This is a genomic window from Acinetobacter sp. YH01019 (assembly GCF_013420285.1).
In the GTDB taxonomy this organism is placed as follows: domain Bacteria; phylum Pseudomonadota; class Gammaproteobacteria; order Pseudomonadales; family Moraxellaceae; genus Acinetobacter; species Acinetobacter gandensis.
The window spans coordinates 99,701-120,268 of the sequence record NZ_VOYM01000001.1; the positions used below are offsets into that span (position 1 = coordinate 99,701).

Here is a 20,568-nt window from a genome sequence, read left to right on the forward strand (position 1 = left end):
GTTAAACTACAAAACCACTGCAATTATTCCTGAATATGCGCCTTTAATGCGGTATAGAGCTGTGTGACCTGGATGGGCGGCGTTAATTGTTGAATGACATGCTGAATTGTTTGCCAGTTGATACCTTGTTGACGGTTTAGCAACAAATAAGGATAAGCGTGTTCAACCTGCGATAAAGTCATGCGCTTTTCACCATGGATAAGCCGAATTTTATTACGTTCTTGAAGCAGTAAGACAGGCGTTTCAAAATCTGCGTCCATTTCATCAAAATGCAGAAATTTTTGAGTGTGAATATAAGCCGCTGGAATAAAAGGAAAATAATGATCTTTGTTCCATAGCAATTCTGCATTTTGATAATGCTGATACAGCTGCTCGGTTTGATCGATAAAAATATCCAACTCTGTATTCGAAATGACTTTCAAAGAAGCTATGTAGTGACTATTTTGCTCAGCAAACAACGATGCGAGACGGATCGCTTCCATTTGGTTCTCTGCCCCTAAAAGAACGAGATATTTTATAAATTGTGACTGTTTATCTAATTGTTCCGCAATATAGCAGGGGCATGCTTCCCATGAATTGAACTCAGAAAGATGCAAGACGAAATCTATATATGTCCCTAATTCATTTTGTGATGATACATCTAACGCAAAAATTTGCTGTGTATTTAAAACATCATGAACAGGGGGGATTAGCTGCGCGTGTAAAGCACCAATATGAATGAACTCAGGGAAAGTCTGTGTTGTGTGGGCTAATGGGGTGAGTGCTAAGTTATCAAAGGCAGTCTGTTCTTCGATATGATGATTCTCTCTTGCAACGTGTACTTGTTGTTTTTGAGCTAAGGTTTCATTAGCAAGATTGTACTGCGTTTCAATTTCGTCTTTTATAAGGATAGCGGGCTGCATAGACCTTAATTCAAGTTCATTTTGTTGCTCAATTAGACGATCATGCTTCAGTGTTTGTTGATCAATTCGAAGCGGTACAGCAAGGCTACTGATCTCGTTATCCGTGGCCAGACAACGATAGATTTGCTGCTGTTCCAGCAACCAGTCATAGCATCTGCTGAAATCGCCCCATTCACTGATTAATGCTGTACGTGAGGGTGCCGGTATCAGCCAAATTTGCCAGCCTAGATTTTCTTCATGCATGAAAGCCCAGCCCGCGTCTGCTTGCGCATAAAGTGCATTTTCAAGCATTTCATGCTCTAAGAAATAGCCTCGGAAAGAGAGTGCAAAAGGGGTCTGTAGGGCAAATGTTTGTGCTGCAACTTCAGGTTGTGTCAGAGCTTTATATTCAAGTATTTGCTTTTGAAAAATGGGTTCATCACAGCAAGCAAAAATGTCATGTATGCGCTTTTTAGAAATCGCAGTTTCATACAAACTCAATGAACGATGCTCGAGTTTGTAAGTCAGATCATGAATTTCTTTGATCAATTGCGCTTTTATGAGTGCATCCATTTTATATCGTCCTAAATGACTTTTTTTGCTTTTTCTAAATATTTAGCCAACACAATATTGGTGGCAAGATCCACTAATTTATATTCTGAAGAATTGGGATCATTATATTTTTTAGCCAAAGCTAATAGCTGGTCAATATCTATGGCCTGAGCTGAAATTTTTCCTTGTATAAGTGCTTGAAGTTCTTGCATAGGGCAATGCTTATGAATAAAAAATTAAGAATATTATTATTTTTTGATTATAGGGATTTCATTAAAAAAAACATGGAAATAATTGTCAGCTTCTAGCAATAAAATTCAAGTAATGACAAATAATGCTCATTTTGAGCAAAAAAAATTCTAGTAAATGGTGTATGTTGCTTTTAAAGCCATTACTAGCTTGGTGAAAAGGCCTCACTTTGGGTAATTCTAAACAAAACGTTTGATCTTAATTTTGGTTATTTTTAATTAAAACTGATCAATCTTATGAATAAAAAATTCAGGCATAAAAAAGCCGATTACATTGAATAATCGGCTTTTATTGCATGAAAATTCTGCTAAATATTATGCAGCTTTTTCAGCAGTTGTTGCACCTTGAGTTGCTTCTTCAGTTGCAGGTGCTTTAGTTTCAGCATTTGCAGTTTCAGTACTTACTGCTTTTTTAACTGGAAAATCTGGTACATAAACGATTTGCGCAGCAACGTTAGCAGATAGAGCTAAAACAGCAACAGCTAAAGCACATTTAAGAGCGTTCATAATGTATTCCTAACGATCATTTCGTCTGACCAAAGTCAGACTTGGGAGAAAATTGATATCTTTAATTTACGTGAAAATAATATCAAAAAATAATCAACTAGAAATGATCGAATCGGCAACAAACGACAAACGGCATAAAATAAAATTATATAAAACAATTGATTAGAGCTATTACTCTAACCTGTTTATACGTATTCAAGCGCGTAGAACTAATAGGGACGTGCTTAAAAATTTTTAATTTTTAATACACTTTTTCTCATAAATTTTCCCTGCAATACCACCGATAATCGCACCACTGAACGTGCCAAAAACGGGGAGTACACTACCTGCGACCGCGCCAACCAGCGCACCTTTTACTGTTGGTGAAAAGCGTGATTTTTTAGCCTCAGCCGTAGTTGAGGTCGGTATATCGAGCGGTGTGGTTGCGGAATAAGGGGTTGTTGTCGGAGTTGGATTGTTCGTGCTTTGATTTTCAATGGTCATGGTGTCGCTCCAAAACTTGATGAAAGATTAATGATTAGCCTAACCTGCTCTTAGTGAGATAAGTATTTGTCGCATGTAAAGCAACGTTTTTGTTTGTAAGACAAAAAATGAAGCTGCATGTGTAAGGCATGTAATATTTTGATGTTTTAGTGTTTAAAAAATAACCAATTAGCATGACTTGATCTTATGATGAAGGTTCAAAAATCATAACAATGAGGATTATTAAAATGTCGGTAGCTAAAGTTGTTGAAGTCAATGCTAGTAGTACAAAAAGCTTTGAAGATGCCATTCAAACTGGTATTAATAAGGTCACTGAGACGGTTAAAAATGTACAAGGTGCATGGATTAACGAACAAAAAGTCGTGGTGAAAGATAATAAGATTGCTGAATATCGTGTGAATTTAAAAATTAGCTTCTTGGTTGAATGATGGCGAGTAGTGCATATAAAAAAAATCCCCAATTGGGGATTTTTTTTGCTCATCAATTTATTAATACTAATAAATTTTAAGCCTTATTTTTCAGGTGTTTCACAGCTGTCATCAGAACAAATTGGCGTTGGTTTCTGTTCTGGTAATTCAGCAGCTTTTTCTAAAACTTGTAAGAAAACTTCTTTAGGCTGTGCACCAGCTAAAGCGATACGTTGTTCAAAAACAAAGAACGGAACACCCGTAACTTTAAGCTGATCACGCGCGACTTCTTCATCGTATTTGACAAAATCAGCATATTCATCTGAATCAAGTAAGTCATCAACTTCAACTGGGTTTAAACCAATACGTGAAGCCACATCTTCTAGAGTTTCACGTTCACCAATTGCTAAACCTTGAGTCATATAGCTATAGAAAAAAGCCTCTTTAGCTTCATTACCCAAGCCTTTACTTTGTGCAAGATGAATTAAACGATGTGCATTAAATGTGTTACCAGAATTTGCATTTTCCCAGTTAAATTCAATGCCTTCAGCTTTTGCCATTGCAGCAATATTACGTTGCATTTCTTCGACTTCTTCAATGCTACGTCCATACTTTTGCGCTAAACGCTCAGTATTTGAAATCTGTAAGCGAGCAGGGGCATCCGCATCTAATTGGTAGCTATGCCAAAATACTTCAAGCTCAACGCCTGCTTCTTCAGCAGCGGATTCAAGGCGTTTTTTGGCAATATAACAAAATGGGCAAACCACGTCAGACCAAATATCTACACGCATGATAAATCTCTATTCAATGTTCTTTGGGAGTTATGGGGGCAAATCCTAAATTTTAAAGCCAAGGAATGCAAACCCTTTTTGATCTTCGGCTCATATCATGAAAATGTTAAATGCATCCATTTCTACAAACATAGCGATTACATTTGCAGGTCAATTTTGTGATGCAAGGGAAGTGTGTTTAAACAAAATGAGACCGGCTTCAATCTTGAATTAGGCGCTTGCCTAAACAAATGACGTCAATTTCGTCATAGCCCAATTGTTCATAAAAGCTTTGTACATCAATATTATTTTTACGTATAAGCAGTTGTAGTTTTGGGCAACCTAATGCAATTAAACGTTTTTCTAGTTGTTGCACTAATGCCGTTGCAACACCATTACGTTGAAAATTAGGATGTACAGCCAAGTAATTAACCCATCCGCGATGACCATCGTAGCCACCCATAACGGTTGCAATCAGTTGGTTATCTTTGACCGCCAATAAAAACAGTTGATCGCGCTGCGCCAATTTACGAAAGATATCTATTTCAGGGTTATTCCACGGACGGGTCAATCCGCACAGTTCCCAAAGTGCAATGACATCATCTAAATCGGATTCTAAATAGGGGCGAATAATAAACATAATTATAGTTTTGCATTTATTTTGACCAATTTAGATTAATCGAGTTTTGCGCCCTTGATAAGCTATATAGAAAAATAAAAGCCATAAAAAAAACGCTCCGAAGAGCGTCTTTTATACAACTGTCAATTAAGCAGTTTTAACTTCAGGTTGAGCTGCCAACATGTGACCGTTCTCTTCGAAGTTGATGTGCCAAGAAAGCGCTTCACGAAGCAGATGAGGTGTTTGACCGCCTTTTGCACATGCGCGATCGAAGTAATCGTTCAACGCATCACGGTAGCTTGGGTGAGCACAGTTGTCGATTACAGCACGAGCACGTTCACGTGGAGCAAGACCACGTAAGTCAGCAAGACCTTGTTCAGTTACAAGGATATCAACATCGTGTTCAGCATGGTCAATATGAGAAGCAAATGGAACAACAGATGAAATGTCACCGCCTTTCGCAATTGATTTAGTCACGAAGATTGCCAAGTGTGCATTACGTGCGAAGTCACCTGAACCACCAATACCGTTCATCATTTTTGTACCGCAAACGTGAGTTGAGTTCACGTTACCGTAGATATCAAACTCAAGTGCAGTGTTGATACCGATAATACCTAAACGACGTACAAGTTCTGGATGGTTCGAAATTTCTTGTGGACGTAATACAAGTTTGTCTTTGTATTGTTCAAGGTTATTAAATACTTTTTCGCCATATTTAGCAGAAAGCGTAATAGAAGAACCTGAAGCAAATTTCATTTTGCCTGCGTCGATCAATTCAAATGTACAGTCTTGAAGTACTTCAGAGTACATGATCAAGTCTTCAAAGTTAGAATCTTTAAGACCAGTCAATACTGCGTTTGCAATTGAACCGATACCTGCTTGTAATGGACCTAGGTTTTTCGGTAAACGACCTTCTTCAACTTCTTTTTCAAAGAAAGCGATCAGGTGGTTTGCAATACCTTGAGTTTCATCATCAGGTGCAGTCACTGTAGATGGAGAGTCATGCAATTCGTTGTTAAATACGATACCTACAATTTTTGAAGGATCGATGTTGATTGCATGTGTACCAATACGTTCGTCAACATGAGTCAATGGAATCGCTTGACGTGTTGGACGATATGTCGGGATGTAGATATCGTGTAAGCCTTCAAATGCAGGGCTTAGATTTGTATTGATTTCTACAATTACTTTTTCAGCAAAAATAGCAAAGCTAGCAGAGTTACCTACTGAAGTTGTGGGAATGATACCGCCATCTTCAGTGATAGCAACAGCTTCAATAATCGCAACATCAGGCTTTTTAAGCTGAAGGTTACGCATTTGTTCAACCGTTTCAGACAAATGCTGATCAATGAACATCACTTCGCCTTTGTTAATGGCTTTACGTAAAGTGTTGTCAACTTGGAACGGTAAGCGACGAGCAAGAACACCTGCTTCAGTCAATTTTTTATCTAAGTCATTGCCTAGAGACGCACCCGTGATCAAAGTGATTTTCAACGGGTTCGCATGCGCTTGTTCAACCAATGCTAAAGGCACTGCTTTTGCTTCACCTGCGCGGGTAAAGCCACTCATGCCTACAGTCATACCATCTTTGATAAATTCAGCAGCTTGTTTAGCACTGATTACTTTATCGTGAAGTGACGCTAAACGGATGCGATCTAAAGACATCTTATACTCTCGTGAAATTCCTAAAACTGATACGGATTGTACCGATCAAAAAAGCCATTTTGCATACCTGTTAGGCTAAGGTCTAATTTTTTGAAAAAATGTGGGTATAAGATATTTTTATGGTTTTTATTTTATTGATTATTAAAGTAAAAAAATACAACGGTTAATCGTTAAACAAAATCGTTTGTCTTTTTTTTGAACGCTTGTTAAAAGCGTTCAGTCAAAGTTTGTTTGATTTTTTCTAATGGACTGTTGTTTAAAATTTCATCATTTTCTAATTTATTGATTGGTAAGGAAATGATCGCTTCTAGTCCACCTTCGGCACGATTGTGAATTGAAAGTTCACCACAATGGATGTCTACAATTCGTTTTACAATGGCTAAACCTAGACCACTTCCTTGGATGGTTCGAGCATCATTTCCACGCACAAAAGGTTGCATTAAATCTTCAATTTGATCTTCAGGAATCCCTTCACCATGATCAGCAACACGAATTTTAATATGATCGCCTTCATATTCGGTTGATAGTTCAATCGGTTCGGCACCATAACGCTTCGAGTTATTAATGAGATTACCAATTAAACGTTTTAAAGACAGGGTTCGTGCCTGAATAATTGGTAAATCCTGTGGCTCAAAACGAATATCCAATGGTTTAAATTGAATGACTAATTCCTGTAGTACGGCATTCAAGTCGGTATCTTGAGGCGTTTCATCTGAACCATCACGCATATATGAAATAAATTGATTCAAAATGGCATCCATATCTTCAACATCATAAATCAGCCCTTCTTTTAAGAAGTCATCATCGGGCATCATTTCTGCGCTGAGTCGAATGCGTGTCAGTGGGGTGCGTAGGTCATGAGAAATGCCGGCCAACATAATGCGGCGGTCGCGTTCTGTCTGCTCTAAGGTATACACCATGTGATTAAAGGCTTGGTTAACTTCACGAATTTCCTGTGGGCCATGGTTGGTTTCTAAATATGGTGCAGTGCCATGCTTACTATAGCTATTCGCGGCATCTTGTAAGCGTTTGAGTGGACGGTTGAGCTGACGCACTAAAGTTAAAATAATCGCGGCAGCAATCAGCGGAATTCCAAGTAACCATCCGAGAATTAGTTCAGCACTATAGTTCGCATAGGTTTTTAATGGTTCACGGACCCAGTTCCCGTTCATTTCGGGAGTTTGAATCCAAATGCGTGGGTCGGGCTTAAATTGGAAATACACGGTGGCATTGTCAATACGCATTTCCTTGGCTAATTTTTTCTCAATTTGATTGGTAAAGAATTCAGCAATAACTTTGTCTTTAACGTTCGGAAACTCTTTAGGATCGGTGACATATTCAATGCCAACACGATTACGCATCCAGTCATCGACATCAACTTCGGCATTATTGTGAAAAATACGTAGATCGGGGTTGTTAATGATTTCCAATTCAACTGCTAAATAGCGTGCATGTTGTTGAATTTCAGGGAGGTAAAGTGTACGCCAGAAGAACCATAAAGACATGAACAGGCTAAAAAACACCACAAACAAGACCAATACGGTGGTGCGCATGGCTGCCGAACGAGGTTTAATTTTATCGAGGAAGCGTTCCCAATGTGTCCGTTTTTTTTCGGAGTAGGCAACGTAGTCGGTAAATTCCTGTGGGTCGATTGGTTCTAGTTTCACGCATTATCCTAGAGCAAAATTTAAAGTGTTAGAACAATAAACCATGTCCGATACGCGCTCAGGTCATCCGCAACTGTTTGAGGCAGGAGGTGTTTAATATATAAAGTTTCTGCGATGATTTTATCTATGTGCAGAAAATGGACGAGTTTTGCGGATGACAATGGTTTTGCTTACTTTTGCCGAAACAAAAGTAAGGCGAACCACAGGTTATTGCATATCTATTAGGTTTAATGAAAAGACTCCGTCGTGTTAGCGACATTTATCTTTGTTTAATCTTATTCCGCACCATCTGGAACAAATACATAACCTACACCCCATACGGTTTGGATATAACGAGCACGGGCAGGGTTCTCTTCCACCAAGCGGCGTAGGCGAGAGACTTGAACGTCAATTGAACGCTCCATTGCACCCCATTCACGACCACGTGCAAGATTCATCAGTTTGTCACGAGTGAGTGGTTCACGTGGGTGTTGAACGAGAGCTTTAAGAACCGCAAATTCACCGGTCGTTAACGTTACCACTTGGCCTTCACGTGTTAATGTGCGGGTAGACAAATCCAGTGACCATGGACCGAATGAAACCACTTCCATTTGCTGGCTTGGTGCACCAGGAACTTCACGTACTTGACGACGTAATACCGCACGAATACGTGCTAAAAGTTCATTTGGGTTAAATGGTTTAGGTAGATAGTCATCTGCGCCAGCTTCTAAACCGGCAATACGGTCTGAGTCACTGCCACGTGCAGTCAACATAATGATAGGTGTATCAATATTTGATTGACGTAAGCGACGACAGATACTTAAGCCATCTTCAACGGGTAACATGAAGTCAAGCACAATCAAAGAGAAAAGTTCGCGCTGTAACAGACGATCCATTTGAGTCGCATCATGTGCGGTTTTAACCACAAACCCTTTATCTTCTAAGAAGCGTTGTAAGAGCGTGCGCAGACGAACGTCGTCATCGACAACCAAAATGCGTTCAACTCGGTCGGTTTCGGCATGTACGGCATCTGTTTTTTCAGCAGGTACAACTAAACTCATGACGTGCTCCTTTATTGTCATCGTAAACAAAAAGTAGATTTCACTTGAGTATACGATTCATTTATATAAATTTACTATGCTCTAAAGCAACAAATATTGCAGTTAAAATCAAGACATAGATACCAAATGTATACATGTTAAGCGGTTTAAGTTCTGTACGCTGGATTCGCTAATTTGCTGTTTCATAGTCAGTTTAGTAAAAAAATGTGTCATTGCTATGGATTGGCAATAAAAACCACGCATAAATTTATAAAAACAATTGTGGATTTTATGGTCTTGGTCTTTATAATCATGGCTTTTAGAACTTATCCTTGCAGGGATCTAATACGATGACTGACTTAGTTCAGCAGTTGGCAAAAGAAATTGCCGTACGTCCAAATCAAATTGAAGCTGCCATCAAGCTTATTGATGAGGGTGCCAGTGTTCCATTTATCGCTCGTTACCGTAAAGAAGTGACGCAAGGCTTGGACGATACTCAATTACGTCAGCTTGATACACGTCTTGCCTACCTGCGTGATTTATTCGATCGTCGTGAGAAAGTGATTGAGTCTCTAAAAGAACAAAACAAGTTATCTGATGACTTACTTGCACGAGTAAATGCAGCAGAAACTAAAAATGCATTAGAAGAAATTTACGCACCGTATCGTCCAAAACGTACCAGTAAATCATTTAAAGCAAAAGAAGCGGGTTTAGGCTCAATCGCTGAAAAAATCTTTAATGAAGCGATCGATCCTACGGAAGCTTTGGCAGGCTTTAGCCATGAAGATTATGCAGATGTTGAAAGTCAACTTGATGCGATTCAACACATTTTAATTGATGAATGGGCGCAAAATATTCCATTAACCACTGAACTCAAAGCAACATTTGCAAAAACAGCAATGTTAAAAAGTTTAGTGGCAAGTGATGAGAAAAAAGAAGTTGGTAAAAAATTCCGTGATTACTTCGATTTTTCTGAAAGCTTAAATAAAGTGCCGTCACATCGTTTATTGGCGATGCTACGTGGCCGTCAAGAAAATGTCCTAGGCTTAAAAGTCGATGGTGAAGATGATGCACCATTGGCACGTATTGAAACTGAATACAATGTTGAAACTGCACAGCCTCAAGCACGCGCAGATTTCTTAAAACAAACAGCAAAACTGTTCTGGTTGGGCAAAGTACGTCCTGCTATTGAGCATTCATTATTGACTGAAAATCGTTTGGCTGCCGAAGCTGAAGCGATGGATGTATTTGCTGAAAACCTACGTCATTTATTACTTTCTGCACCAGCAGGCGCGCGTACCACTCTGGGTGTTGACCCTGGTATCCGTACGGGTGTGAAATTGGCCGTTGTGAATGCATCAGGTGATGTACTTGCACACAGCACTATTTACCCATTTGCCCCGAAAGAAGATAAAGCTGGTTCAATTGCAGAGCTTGCGCGCCTTTGCCGCGAATTCAATGTTGAATTAATTGCGATTGGTAATGGGACTGCAAGCCGTGAAACTGAAGCGGTTGTGGCTGAAATGATGGCTGCGAATACGGATTTGAATTTGATTCGTGTGTCTGTCTCTGAAGCAGGTGCATCGGTTTATTCAGCATCTGAATTGGCTTCTCAAGAATTGCCAGAGCTCGATGTTTCGATTCGTGGTGCAGTGTCGATTGCTCGTCGTTTACAAGACCCATTGGCGGAGCTTGTGAAAATTGATCCGAAATCGATTGGTGTAGGTCAATACCAACATGACGTGAACCAAACAGGTTTAGCAAAAACACTAGAAGCAGTAGTTGAAGACTGCGTGAACTCAGTTGGTGTAGATGTGAACACAGCATCATCTGCAATCTTGGGTTATATCGCGGGTTTGAATAAATCAATTGCACAGCAAATTGTGGATTTCCGTAAAGAAAATGGTCGTTTTGACAACCGCCAAAGTTTGAAAAAAGTTCCTCGTTTAGGCGAGCGGACCTTTGAACAAGCAGCAGGCTTCTTGCGTATTCAAGATGGTTCTGAGCCACTTGATGCTTCTGCTGTTCACCCTGAATCTTATGGTTTAGTAGAAAAAATTGTGGCAGCGAAAGCAACCACAGTCAAAGATATTATTGGTAATACTGAAATTATTCGCCAAGTAAACGCCGAAGAATTTGTGAATGACCAATTTGGTCTACCGACAATTCAAGACGTTTTATCTGAACTTGAAAAACCAGGCCGTGACCCACGTCCAGAGTTCCGCACGGCTAAATTCCGTGAAGACATTACTGAAGTTGGTCAATTGACGGAAGGTTTACAGCTTGAAGGTGTGGTTACTAATGTAACCAACTTCGGTGCATTTGTTGATGTAGGTGTTCACCAAGACGGTTTAGTTCATATTTCAGAGCTTGCAAATGAATTTGTGGCAGATCCACATAAAGTGGTGAAACCAGGTCAAATTGTACAAGTTCGAGTGTTAAACGTTGATGTTGAACGTAACCGTGTGAACTTGTCGATGCGTGCTGAAGGCGCTGTTGCGGCAAAACCACAACGTCAACCACGTCGTGATAATGCACAGCAAGAGCAACGCGGTGAGCGTAAGCCACATGCGAAACGTCCACAGCAGTCTCGTCCTCAAGGCGACCGCCCACAAGGCAAGAAACATCAAGCGGCTAAACCACAAGAAAACAAAATTGGTGGTTTGGGTGCATTGTTATTACAAGCAGGGATTAAAGGTTCGAAGTAATCTTTAAGTTCTAAAAAAACCTCCCTAATGGGAGGTTTTTTTATATAAGTGCCATAGCAATGATATATGAGTCTAATCTTAAGATTAGCAATAAAGTATAAAAATCACACAATAAGTCTATAAATATTACCTTTCTAAAAATTGGATTGTCCGACAATATTGTTCTCGCCATAACGCGGTTACAAAGCTTTAGGTCATTATTTTTTTAAATCTAATTTTTTTAAATTTATTATAAACGGTTAACTATGACTTCAAAAACATACATTCAGAGGCTTCATCTAAATGACTTTTTATTGAATCATTGAGACCTACCGAATCATCGGAACAATCCAACTGGTAATAATCAGTAAAATACCGAAATGCCCCATCTTACGGGTAACATAAACCAATTTAGAAGGGGTTTGCTCTAGTTGTTTCGCATAATCTTCAATACTAATGCCTTGTTTCGCATTAGAAGTGAAGAGAAACACCGCTAAATCAATACAAATTAGAATTGTACCTACATCGGCAACGACTTCCATTAAATCGTATTGACCACTGATGAGAGCTGTAGAAACTTGATAGCCAAGGAAGAGTGCAAAAGCGACGCAGGCATACTGCAAAACAATTAAAAATATCCGCATAAATCTTAACTAACATACTGACCTAAATAATCTAACGGTATTATAACGCCCATTTGTACAGAATACTGTAACGCTTAAAGTGCTTGCATAAACGCAGGGAAATTCTGCTTTTCAACCATTTCTAAAAATTCATCGCCCATACGCTGACTTTCAGCAACACATTGATTCCACATCTGAATACGTTGCTGGTTGTCTAAACCTTTGAGGGTAAAGTCTTTACGGTCAGGTAAACGACCTAATGGTAAGCTTGCAAGATATTCCTGTGATGGAGAGAGTAAAAGGGTACGTGCTTGATTGTCAGGATTAGCCTGACGTTTAAATAATTTATCAAACCAGCCCGGTGTAATGCTGTCAGTAAAATGTGGATACAACACTATGCCTTGGCTTTGGAAGGGTAAATCTATGTGGTAATCAATTAAGCCACCATCTCTATAACAGCCTTGTGGAGCATCTGGAATGTCACGAATTGCGGCCATGACACCTGGAATGGATGCTGAAGCCATCAGCCAAGGCGTGACACTGTCTGGTGTAAGCGAGTGATAGTGTGTAGTAAAGCCATCATCATCAATTTTAAATTGTGGACCTGATTGTGGTTGGCTAATTACACGTTGCATAAAGTGACGACTGTGCTTACGGGCTACGGCAGTCGTACCGACAATCCCTGCAACCGAGGCCAGTAAAGGCAAAGCTTTATCACTTTGGAAGATATGTTGAGCTTTGACAGAAATGACGGTGAGATGATAGTCAGGATGATTGACCAACTCGCCTTCTTTGCCTTGAATGAGATCAATCAACATACCACGGCAAATATCACTCACTTCTTGACGACTCATTTTTTTATGAAAGTGTAGGTGGGTATAGAGCTCAGACAAGCGCTTTGTGCCTTCAGTTGCGCCCCATGCCGCAATACTGGCAAAACGCCAACTGCCAATAGATGAACCAATTAAAGTACGCTTCTGTGCTGCACGTGGTAAAAAGTCAGCAAATATCGCCTGATCTAAGCCTTGAATGCCAATACCTTTTGGGCCACCCGCTGCACCAGGAATAATATCTATGTGTGATGCTTGTAAGCCTTCTTGTTCAACCAACTGACGTGCTAAGTGGCCAGCACGGATATTCAGCGAAGGTGGTCTTTTATGCAAAATTTGGGTCATGGCAGTAAACTAAAAATACAGTCGTACAGTTATTTTAGTCGCTTTTAAAATTGGCCCAATGGCTGAAACTTACCACTCATGACTTATCAGTCATGTAGATGTGTTTAATAGCGCTGTTGTAATAAAAGTTCGTTATGTCGATGGAGTTGAAACAGGCTCAAGCAGACAATCACCCAAGTAGCCATCGGAAATACTGCCCACATAAATAGATTAAGGATAAAAAAGACTGTGCCTGCACATAACCAATAATTTAACCCCGACATGAGTTTGTGCTGTGGCAAAAAAACAAGGAATAAGCAGGGAAGCAGGTTAAAGAGAATGATCCACCAAAAAGCTGAACTGTGCTGCATTCGATACATGGTGGTATTGAGTGCAGGTTGCCATGCAATCAAGGACAGATACATATTCAAATGTACGAATACATCAAGCAGGGTCGAAAAACTATATAGCAATGCAGTGGCGCACGCTCTGAGTGGATTTCGACCATACAGCACCCCTAAATAACTGTATGACATAGTTAACCTGCGATCTTGATTCTAAAGGTTCTAATTTTTTTAAAGTTAATAAGTATTTAAACGTTTTTAAATAATTTTAGAGTCATGGTATTGCACCTTGATTTATCAAGGCGCTAAACAGATTGAAGCAAATTTATGTCTATATTCAAATCACTATTTTAAGTGATTTTCCGAGACATTTTAGAATATTTTATTTAAATACACGCCACACAGCTAATACGCTTGAAAGTGCAATTAAAACAATCGAAACATACCACGGCGAGATAATGGCAATCGATAGGAAAATTGCCATGATGCTGCCAAATACCCAACTACGCTTTTGCTGATGTTCCACTTGTAGGCGCATGCTTTGTAGTTCATTGAGTTGTTTTGCATGCCATGCCGACTGATTTTTCAAGCCATTGAGGCTATCAATCATCAAGGTTGGTAAATCTTGTGCACCGAGTAACAGGTCGGGAATTTTTTGTCCAAGTTCTTTAAGATTTTTCTGCGGATTCATTTGGGCTTTAATCCAATCCGTCAAGATTGGTTTAGCCAAACTCCAAATGTCTAATTCAGGGTAAAGGTCTGTGCCCAAGCCTTCTACATGTACCAAAGTTTTGAGCAACAACATCAATTGTGGTGGAATTTCCAGATGGAAACGACGGGCAATATCCATCACTTGAATCAGGATGCCGGCAAAGTCCAGTTCGTGCATTGGTTTAGAAACCATTGGCCCGACGGTGCGGCGCATTTCACGCGCCAAAGCATCTTGATCTGTACCCGGTGGAATCCAACCCGCTTGATGCACAATTTGAATCAGCTGCATAAAGTCGCTGTTCATCACTGCAAGCAACATGCGTGCAACGGTCATTTGGTCGTGCTTCGACAGCTCGCCCATAATCGCGCAGTCCAATGCAATAAAGCGTGGATTACTTGGATTAATAGTTTCAACAAACACGTTACCCGGATGCATATCCGCATGGAAGAAGTTATCGCGGAACACTTGGGTAAAGAAAATAGTCAGCCCTTTTTCCGCCAAATCTTTACGATCCATGCCCAAACGGTCAAAAGTCGCAATATCTGAAATTGGCACACCGGTAATGCGTTCTTCAACCATCACATCACGGCTGTCCATATAGACTTCAGGTACATACATCATGCTTGAACCCGTGAAGTAATGACGCATACGGCGGGTATTGTCTGCTTCTAAAGTCAAATCCAATTCATTCAGAATAATTTGACGATAGTCCTGAATAATTTCAGATAAATGTAATGCGCGTGCTGCTTCTAAACGTTTCTCTAGGAACTGGCCGAGCCATTCTAAAATTTCAAAATCTTGCAGAATTTGGTTGCGAATATTCGGACGAGTCACTTTGACCACAACTTCACGACCATCATGCAGCGCTGCGGTATGCACTTGAGCAATAGATGCAGCCGCAAGCGGTTGTTCGTCAAAGCGGGCAAACAAGGTATTTACATCGGCCTTGAGTGATTCTTGAATACGCATTTTTGCGACATCATTACCAAATGGTTTGACTTGATCTTGTAATAAAACAAGCTGTTTTAAGACTTCGGGTGGAATCAAATCACGACGGGTCGATAAAAGCTGTCCGAGCTTAATCGCAAGCGGGCCCATTTCTTCCATCGCCTCTTTGAGTTTGAGCGGATTTTTACGCTCACGGCTCGACCATGCCGCAGGGTGCATGCGAATGATGGACAGAATATGACGGGCTTTTTCAGGTAATTCTTCCGCAGGAAACAACGTGTCGAGTCTATAGTGCGCGGCAATGCGCCAAAGGTCGAGTAAACGTGAAACGTGCGGAATCATATATGTAATTACCTAGTCTTAAATGTTGTCTTGTAAGGAATCAATTTGATTTTGCAGTTGCTGAATTTTAGCTTCTGCACGGTCTAAATTTTGATTCAAAATACGGGTGTCTTGATTCAGGTCGTCCATCTGCCAGCGTGGGGCAAGCAAGCCTGAATCTTCTTTTAATGCGTCTTCAGCAAAGAACAAATGGCTTTGTAAAGTACGTTTAAGATGTTTCGGTGCAAGTTGCAGCTTGCCAATTTCATGAGCAAGGCTCGGGCCAATCCATGGACTTAAATGTGCAGCCAAATCCGGTTCAGCTTGCTGCATGATGCGCTGAATATCTTGCAATAAGTGATAATCACCTTGCAGTGGAATATTGCCAACATCTTCAGCTAACAGCAGTTTTAACAATTCAATCACGGTTTTGACATGCAGCGTCGCTGTGGCTTCTGTAATTTGCTTTTGCTGTTCAAACGGACGCTGTTCGAAGATGGATGCGGCTTCAGTATGGCCTGTTGGTGTAGGTTCTAAGCGAACTTTTTCTTGGTCAAAGAATACATCCACTGATAGCTGTGGTGAGTCGATCACCACACGCAGCATTTTGCCTTGCAATTCATTGAGCTGGATGCGGGTAATCGCATCCAAATCAATCACATGATGAATTAATCGTTCAACTGCACCGAGTGCTAGAATCGACCACATAGTTCAGCCTGCGGTATTAAAGTTTGAAACCACGGTGTACCGCAACGATACCACCTGTTAAGTTGTGGTAGTCGCAGTTTTGGAAGCCTGCATTTTCCATCATGCCTTTCAGGGTACGTTGGTCTGGATGCATACGAATTGATTCTGCAAGGTACTTATAGCTTTCTGAATCGTTTGCAATCAGCTTGCCCATAATTGGTAGCGCAGTGAATGAGTACATGTCATAGAGTTTTGAGAATGGCTCAAACACAGGTTTTGAGAACTCTAAAATCAATAAGCGACCACCTGGCTTAAGCACGCGGTACATGGCAGCAAGCGCTGCATCTTTGTCTGTCACATTGCGTAGACCAAATGAAATAGTCAATAGGTCAAAGCTGTTGTCTGCAAATGGTTCTAGCGTTTCAGCATTGGCCAAAACGAAATCAACATTGGTACAGCCAGCATCAATTAGACGATCACGACCAACATTCAACATTGATTCATTAATATCTGACAGTACGACATGACCTGTTGGGCCGACTTCACGACTGAAGACTTTAGCCAAGTCACCAGTACCACCTGCGATATCAAGCACGTGTTGACCACGACGAACACCCGACATATTAATGGCAAAACGTTTCCAAAGACGGTGAATACCAAATGACATTAAGTCATTCATGATGTCGTATTTGCTTGCAACAGAGTGGAAAACTTCAGCTACTTTTTGTGCTTTATCTTCACTGTTTACGGTTTGATAGCCGAAGTGCGTTGTTACACCGACGTTGCCGGTATTAGCACCACGTGGCAAATTGTATTTAGGTACTGAACCAGTCACAGGCGTATCGGTTAGGCGTTGTTCTAAAGATTGTTGCTGACCTTGTGCTGTCCCTTGTGGTAATGGCTCAGTTAAGAATGGACTCGCTTTGTCTGTATTTTGTGCCGACTCAGGTGTAGGGGCAGGCGTTTGATTCTCGTTAGACATTAGAGTCACTCCTAACATATAAATAGGGTTAATGTTGCTTTGCAAGCATGATGACAGATTCTCTGTGCTTATACAGCAGTCATATTGCATTTGTTATGAATAATATACAGAAAAAATAAGGATCTGCTGTAATTGCTTTGCAAATCCCCTATAAAAAATCTGAATTCTACTGCTGCACTTTGCGTCTTAGCATAACCCATGCTGCGCCAAAGTGCAGGCATTTTGCCTTATGCCGCAGGGCGAAACGGGTTTGGATCACCAGCATGCACACGCTGAACAATTTGACGTTCTACCGCGGTAAATTCACGGACAAATTTTTCTGCGGACTTCAGTGGTTTCATGGCAAGGAAGCCGTCTTGCATAAAGTCATACATGATTTCAAAGTTGTATTTGCTGGCTGCACCTTTACACATTTTGAACGCTGTATAAACCATAAATGAACGCATATATTTATCGAGGTTACGACCTAAATCATCAAGCAATTGTAATTGTAATAAACGGTCTTTTCCTTGATCTAACTTTAAATAGGTAAGGCGCATCATCTCATCTGTTAAGGGGGGATTTGATGGATAATCTTCTAACAGTTGCATTGCCACTTGCTCATCTAATTGCACCGCTAAAATGGCCAATTGCACACCAGATGTGCCAGTTTTAATGGCGTTATCAGGAATGAGTTTTTCTGCTTTGTGTGCATAGCGGGTCAGACGTGCAATCTGTTGTGCTAACGCATCGAAGTCGGGGCCGCCATATAAACGATTAATAAAATATTCCGACATTAACACATTGTGCTTTTCTGCAAATTGTTTGGCATGGGTGTGTTGCATACGCTGCTTTTGCCACTGCTGCACATCTTGTAAACGCGCTAAAATTTCTGGCTTTTTGTGATAATTCAATTGGTAATACAATTCAAGTAAATCATCTAGTACCGCAAGTTTGGACATTCGGTGTCTCAATTATTTTTTCAGATGAATGAATCTTAGTAGGTGTTTCGGCTTCCTGCTATGACAAACTGATCAAAGAGCGATACAAACTGGGTCAGTTTGTTGCAGAAATAGCCAGTTTAGGCGTACTTAATTTGACATGAAATGCATTGTTGCAAATTTAAAGGCGTGGTTATACTGAAATCAGAACGAAAATAAACAGGTTAATCATGCGCGAAGAAGAAACAGAATTTCAATTAATGGATGAAGAACAACTCTCTGTTGATTTAATTGAAGCCCAGTATCAACTGAAAAATACCAGTCGTCAGCCGAATGCGAAAAGTGTACTGATTTTAGTGAGTGGAATTGAGTTGGCGGGTAAAGGTGAAGCAGTTAAACAACTACGTGAATGGGTTGATCCACGTTACCTGCGGGTAAAAGCCGATGCGCCAGTTATGTTTAATCAGAAACAAACCTTTTGGCAGTCCTACGCACGTTTTATTCCTGCAGAAGGGCAGATTATGGTGCTGTTTGGCAATTGGTACAGTGATTTGCTCAGTACCGCCATGCATGTTTCTAAGCCCTTGGATGAAACGCTATTTGATGACTATGTTGAAAATATGCGAGCGTATGAACAAGACCTGAAAAATAACAATGTCGATGTGATTAAGATTTGGTTTGATCTGTCTTGGAAATCGTTGCAGAAGCGTTTGGATGATATGGACCCAAGCGAAGCGCGTTGGCATAAATTGCATAGCTTAGACTGGCGTAATAAAAAACAGTATGACAATTTACAGCGCTTACGTCAGCGATTTACAAACGATTGGATAATCATTGATTGCGAAGATGAGCAGGTACGTGATCAGCAATTTGCGCAGCATATTTTAACGACGTTGAAGCATTGTCCAGTGCATCCGAACAAAGCAGTCGGGCGTTGGAAACAAGCGAAGATTCCTGAAGCATTATTACAACCCAGTACGGAAGTTGCTGATGCGGCAGCCTATAAGCAAGAACTGAAAAAGCTCAGTCGTAAAGTTGCTGAAGCGTTACGCTTTGATAGCCGCAATGTGGTGATTGCATTTGAGGGCATGGATGCAGCCGGCAAAGGTGGGGCAATTAAGCGCATTGTGAAAAAACTCGACCCTCGTGAATATGAAATTCACACTATCGCCGCACCTGAAAAGTATGAGTTGCGTCGACCATATTTATGGCGTTTTTGGAATAAAATTTTGCCAGAAGAAAAGATCACTATTTTTGACCGCAGTTGGTATGGTCGCGTTTTGGTTGAGCGAATTGAAGGCTTTGCTAACGATGTGGAATGGCAACGCGCTTATGATGAAATTAATCGTTTTGAAAAGGACTTATTTGACAGTCAAACGGTGGTCATAAAGTTTTGGTTGGCCATTAGTAAAGATGAACAGGCGCTGCGTTTTAAAGCACGTGAGGAAGCAGCACATAAGCGTTTTAAAATTACTCCAGATGATTGGCGTAACCGCGAGCGGTGGGATGATTATTTGAAGGCCGCGGCTGATATGTTTGAGCGAACCAATACTGCATATGCGCCATGGCATATTGTTTCGACCAATGATAAACACAGTGCTCGTTTAGAAATTTTGCAAACCATTTTAAAGCAATTAAAAGCGGATTAAGTTGAAGCGTGTACACTTAATATAAACCCCGCACATGGCGGGGTTTATATTGTTAAATAGATCTATCCGTCTTAGCCATTTTGTGGGGTGGGTGTCGGTTGATTTGGAAATTTTTGTTGAATGCGTTTAGCCAGTTGGTAGCTTTCTTCAACATGGGTTTCAGCGACTTTTTTCATCACAATATAGCCCAAAGTGGCTGCTATGGCCTGGCCGCCGAGTGGAATAAATTTCGTCACTTGTTTGGTGATGTACTTCGCTGCAATATTGTTGAGTGATTTCTTCATGGCAGTTCGTGCAACCACGAGACCAGAGAACTCGACACCACGTTTACGTAGCTCACTCCAGTGAATTTGTTTGGTTTTGGGGTCATAGACACTGATTTGTTCAGGTGCTAAACCAAAGCGATTGTTAATTTCTGGAATTAACTGTGACAAGATGCCAACGTCAATCACCACATCTAAAAATGGCACAGGAATAATCGCAGCGCCTGCAGAAAAGTAAGCACGTTTTTTGACGAGTTCAAGGCATTCGGCACGAATAATTTCCAGATTTAGGTTGGGATCAATTGATTCTGGAATGTTGTCTATTTTCATAAGCAGATACCCTTAAAGCAATATTGGATTTTTTCTCATAAAGTATCATTAAGATACTTGTTTAAAAGCATTTTTTGCAATCTATTATCTTGTCAAAGTCGCATAGACAGTCGAAGATGTATAGTAAATA

At 40.5% G+C, this 20,568-nt stretch carries 20 protein-coding genes; 3 read left to right on the forward strand and 17 right to left on the reverse strand.

All coding sequences use genetic code 11. From position 1 onward, the window contains the following. Positions 1–23: 23 nt before the first annotated feature. From FTT84_RS00525 to FTT84_RS17985, 4 genes are all read right to left on the reverse strand, one after another. The gene (locus FTT84_RS00525) at positions 24–1,454 is read right to left on the reverse strand and encodes a hypothetical protein (RefSeq protein WP_180056248.1); all 1,431 of its coding nucleotides are present in this window, start codon (positions 1,452–1,454) and stop codon (positions 24–26) included. Between the two features lie 11 nt (positions 1,455–1,465). Beyond that, positions 1,466–1,645, reverse strand: a complete 180-nt coding sequence (locus tag FTT84_RS00530) for a hypothetical protein (protein WP_067761320.1) — start codon at positions 1,643–1,645, stop codon at positions 1,466–1,468. 351 nt (positions 1,646–1,996) lie between these two features. After that, entirely contained in the window at positions 1,997–2,188 is a 192-nt protein-coding gene (locus FTT84_RS00535; RefSeq protein WP_067761317.1) for a hypothetical protein, read from the reverse strand. 234 nt (positions 2,189–2,422) lie between these two features. Continuing rightward, on the reverse strand, positions 2,423–2,671 hold the full coding sequence (locus FTT84_RS17985) for a hypothetical protein (RefSeq protein ID WP_067761314.1): 249 nt from the start codon (positions 2,669–2,671) through the stop codon (positions 2,423–2,425). 227 nt (positions 2,672–2,898) lie between these two features. On the opposite strand from FTT84_RS17985, the gene FTT84_RS00545 reads away from it, so the two are divergent. Further along, complete coding sequence (locus FTT84_RS00545) at positions 2,899–3,099, forward strand: dodecin family protein (protein ID WP_067761311.1); 201 nt, start codon at positions 2,899–2,901, stop codon at positions 3,097–3,099. A gap of 83 nt (positions 3,100–3,182) precedes the next feature. Here FTT84_RS00545 and FTT84_RS00550 read toward each other — a convergent pair whose 3' ends face one another. The 5 genes from FTT84_RS00550 to ompR all read right to left on the reverse strand — a co-directional run bounded on the left by FTT84_RS00550 (position 3,183) and on the right by ompR (position 8,839). Beyond that, on the reverse strand, positions 3,183–3,869 hold the full coding sequence (locus FTT84_RS00550; protein ID WP_067761306.1) for a DsbA family oxidoreductase: 687 nt from the start codon (positions 3,867–3,869) through the stop codon (positions 3,183–3,185). 199 nt (positions 3,870–4,068) lie between these two features. Continuing rightward, a complete protein-coding gene (locus tag FTT84_RS00555; RefSeq protein WP_180056249.1) occupies positions 4,069–4,488 on the reverse strand; it encodes a GNAT family acetyltransferase in 420 nt (139 codons plus the stop codon). A gap of 126 nt (positions 4,489–4,614) precedes the next feature. Then, positions 4,615–6,132, reverse strand: a complete 1,518-nt coding sequence (locus FTT84_RS00560; protein ID WP_067761300.1) for an acetyl-CoA hydrolase/transferase family protein — start codon at positions 6,130–6,132, stop codon at positions 4,615–4,617. Positions 6,133–6,338: 206 nt separating this feature from the next. Next, positions 6,339–7,799: an ATP-binding protein gene (locus FTT84_RS00565; protein ID WP_180056250.1), complete on the reverse strand. Its 1,461-nt coding sequence runs from the start codon at positions 7,797–7,799 to the stop codon at positions 6,339–6,341. 275 nt (positions 7,800–8,074) lie between these two features. Next, positions 8,075–8,839, reverse strand: coding sequence for a two-component system response regulator OmpR (ompR, locus tag FTT84_RS00570; RefSeq protein ID WP_067761296.1), 765 nt, complete (start codon positions 8,837–8,839; stop codon positions 8,075–8,077). A 329-nt stretch (positions 8,840–9,168) separates the two neighbouring features. On the opposite strand from ompR, the gene FTT84_RS00575 reads away from it, so the two are divergent. Then, positions 9,169–11,526 carry a Tex family protein gene (locus FTT84_RS00575; protein ID WP_180056251.1) on the forward strand — a complete coding sequence of 786 codons (2,358 nt, stop codon included), beginning with the start codon at positions 9,169–9,171 and terminating at the stop codon, positions 11,524–11,526. Positions 11,527–11,834: 308 nt separating this feature from the next. Here FTT84_RS00575 and FTT84_RS00580 read toward each other — a convergent pair whose 3' ends face one another. The 7 genes from FTT84_RS00580 to FTT84_RS00610 form a co-directional block, all read right to left on the reverse strand. Then, complete coding sequence (locus FTT84_RS00580) at positions 11,835–12,149, reverse strand: hypothetical protein (protein ID WP_067761284.1); 315 nt, start codon at positions 12,147–12,149, stop codon at positions 11,835–11,837. A 74-nt stretch (positions 12,150–12,223) separates the two neighbouring features. Then, a complete protein-coding gene (locus FTT84_RS00585; RefSeq protein ID WP_180056252.1) occupies positions 12,224–13,303 on the reverse strand; it encodes a patatin-like phospholipase family protein in 1,080 nt (359 codons plus the stop codon). Between the two features lie 104 nt (positions 13,304–13,407). Continuing rightward, the gene (locus FTT84_RS00590; RefSeq protein WP_180056253.1) at positions 13,408–13,818 is read right to left on the reverse strand and encodes a hypothetical protein; all 411 of its coding nucleotides are present in this window, start codon (positions 13,816–13,818) and stop codon (positions 13,408–13,410) included. A 190-nt stretch (positions 13,819–14,008) separates the two neighbouring features. After that, on the reverse strand, positions 14,009–15,628 hold the full coding sequence (locus FTT84_RS00595) for an AarF/ABC1/UbiB kinase family protein (protein ID WP_180056254.1): 1,620 nt from the start codon (positions 15,626–15,628) through the stop codon (positions 14,009–14,011). An 18-nt stretch (positions 15,629–15,646) separates the two neighbouring features. Next, positions 15,647–16,315, reverse strand: coding sequence for an SCP2 domain-containing protein (locus tag FTT84_RS00600; protein WP_067761269.1), 669 nt, complete (start codon positions 16,313–16,315; stop codon positions 15,647–15,649). Positions 16,316–16,331: 16 nt separating this feature from the next. Next, the gene (ubiE, locus tag FTT84_RS00605; RefSeq protein WP_180056255.1) at positions 16,332–17,276 is read right to left on the reverse strand and encodes a bifunctional demethylmenaquinone methyltransferase/2-methoxy-6-polyprenyl-1,4-benzoquinol methylase UbiE; all 945 of its coding nucleotides are present in this window, start codon (positions 17,274–17,276) and stop codon (positions 16,332–16,334) included. A gap of 227 nt (positions 17,277–17,503) precedes the next feature. Next, positions 17,504–18,217, reverse strand: a complete 714-nt coding sequence (locus tag FTT84_RS00610; protein WP_067761263.1) for a hypothetical protein — start codon at positions 18,215–18,217, stop codon at positions 17,504–17,506. A gap of 209 nt (positions 18,218–18,426) precedes the next feature. On the opposite strand from FTT84_RS00610, the gene FTT84_RS00615 reads away from it, so the two are divergent. Continuing rightward, entirely contained in the window at positions 18,427–19,845 is a 1,419-nt protein-coding gene (locus FTT84_RS00615) for a phosphate--AMP phosphotransferase (protein WP_067761260.1), read from the forward strand. A gap of 71 nt (positions 19,846–19,916) precedes the next feature. Here FTT84_RS00615 and FTT84_RS00620 read toward each other — a convergent pair whose 3' ends face one another. After that, positions 19,917–20,438, reverse strand: coding sequence for a hypothetical protein (locus tag FTT84_RS00620; RefSeq protein WP_180056256.1), 522 nt, complete (start codon positions 20,436–20,438; stop codon positions 19,917–19,919). Between the last annotated feature and the right edge of the window lie 130 nt (positions 20,439–20,568).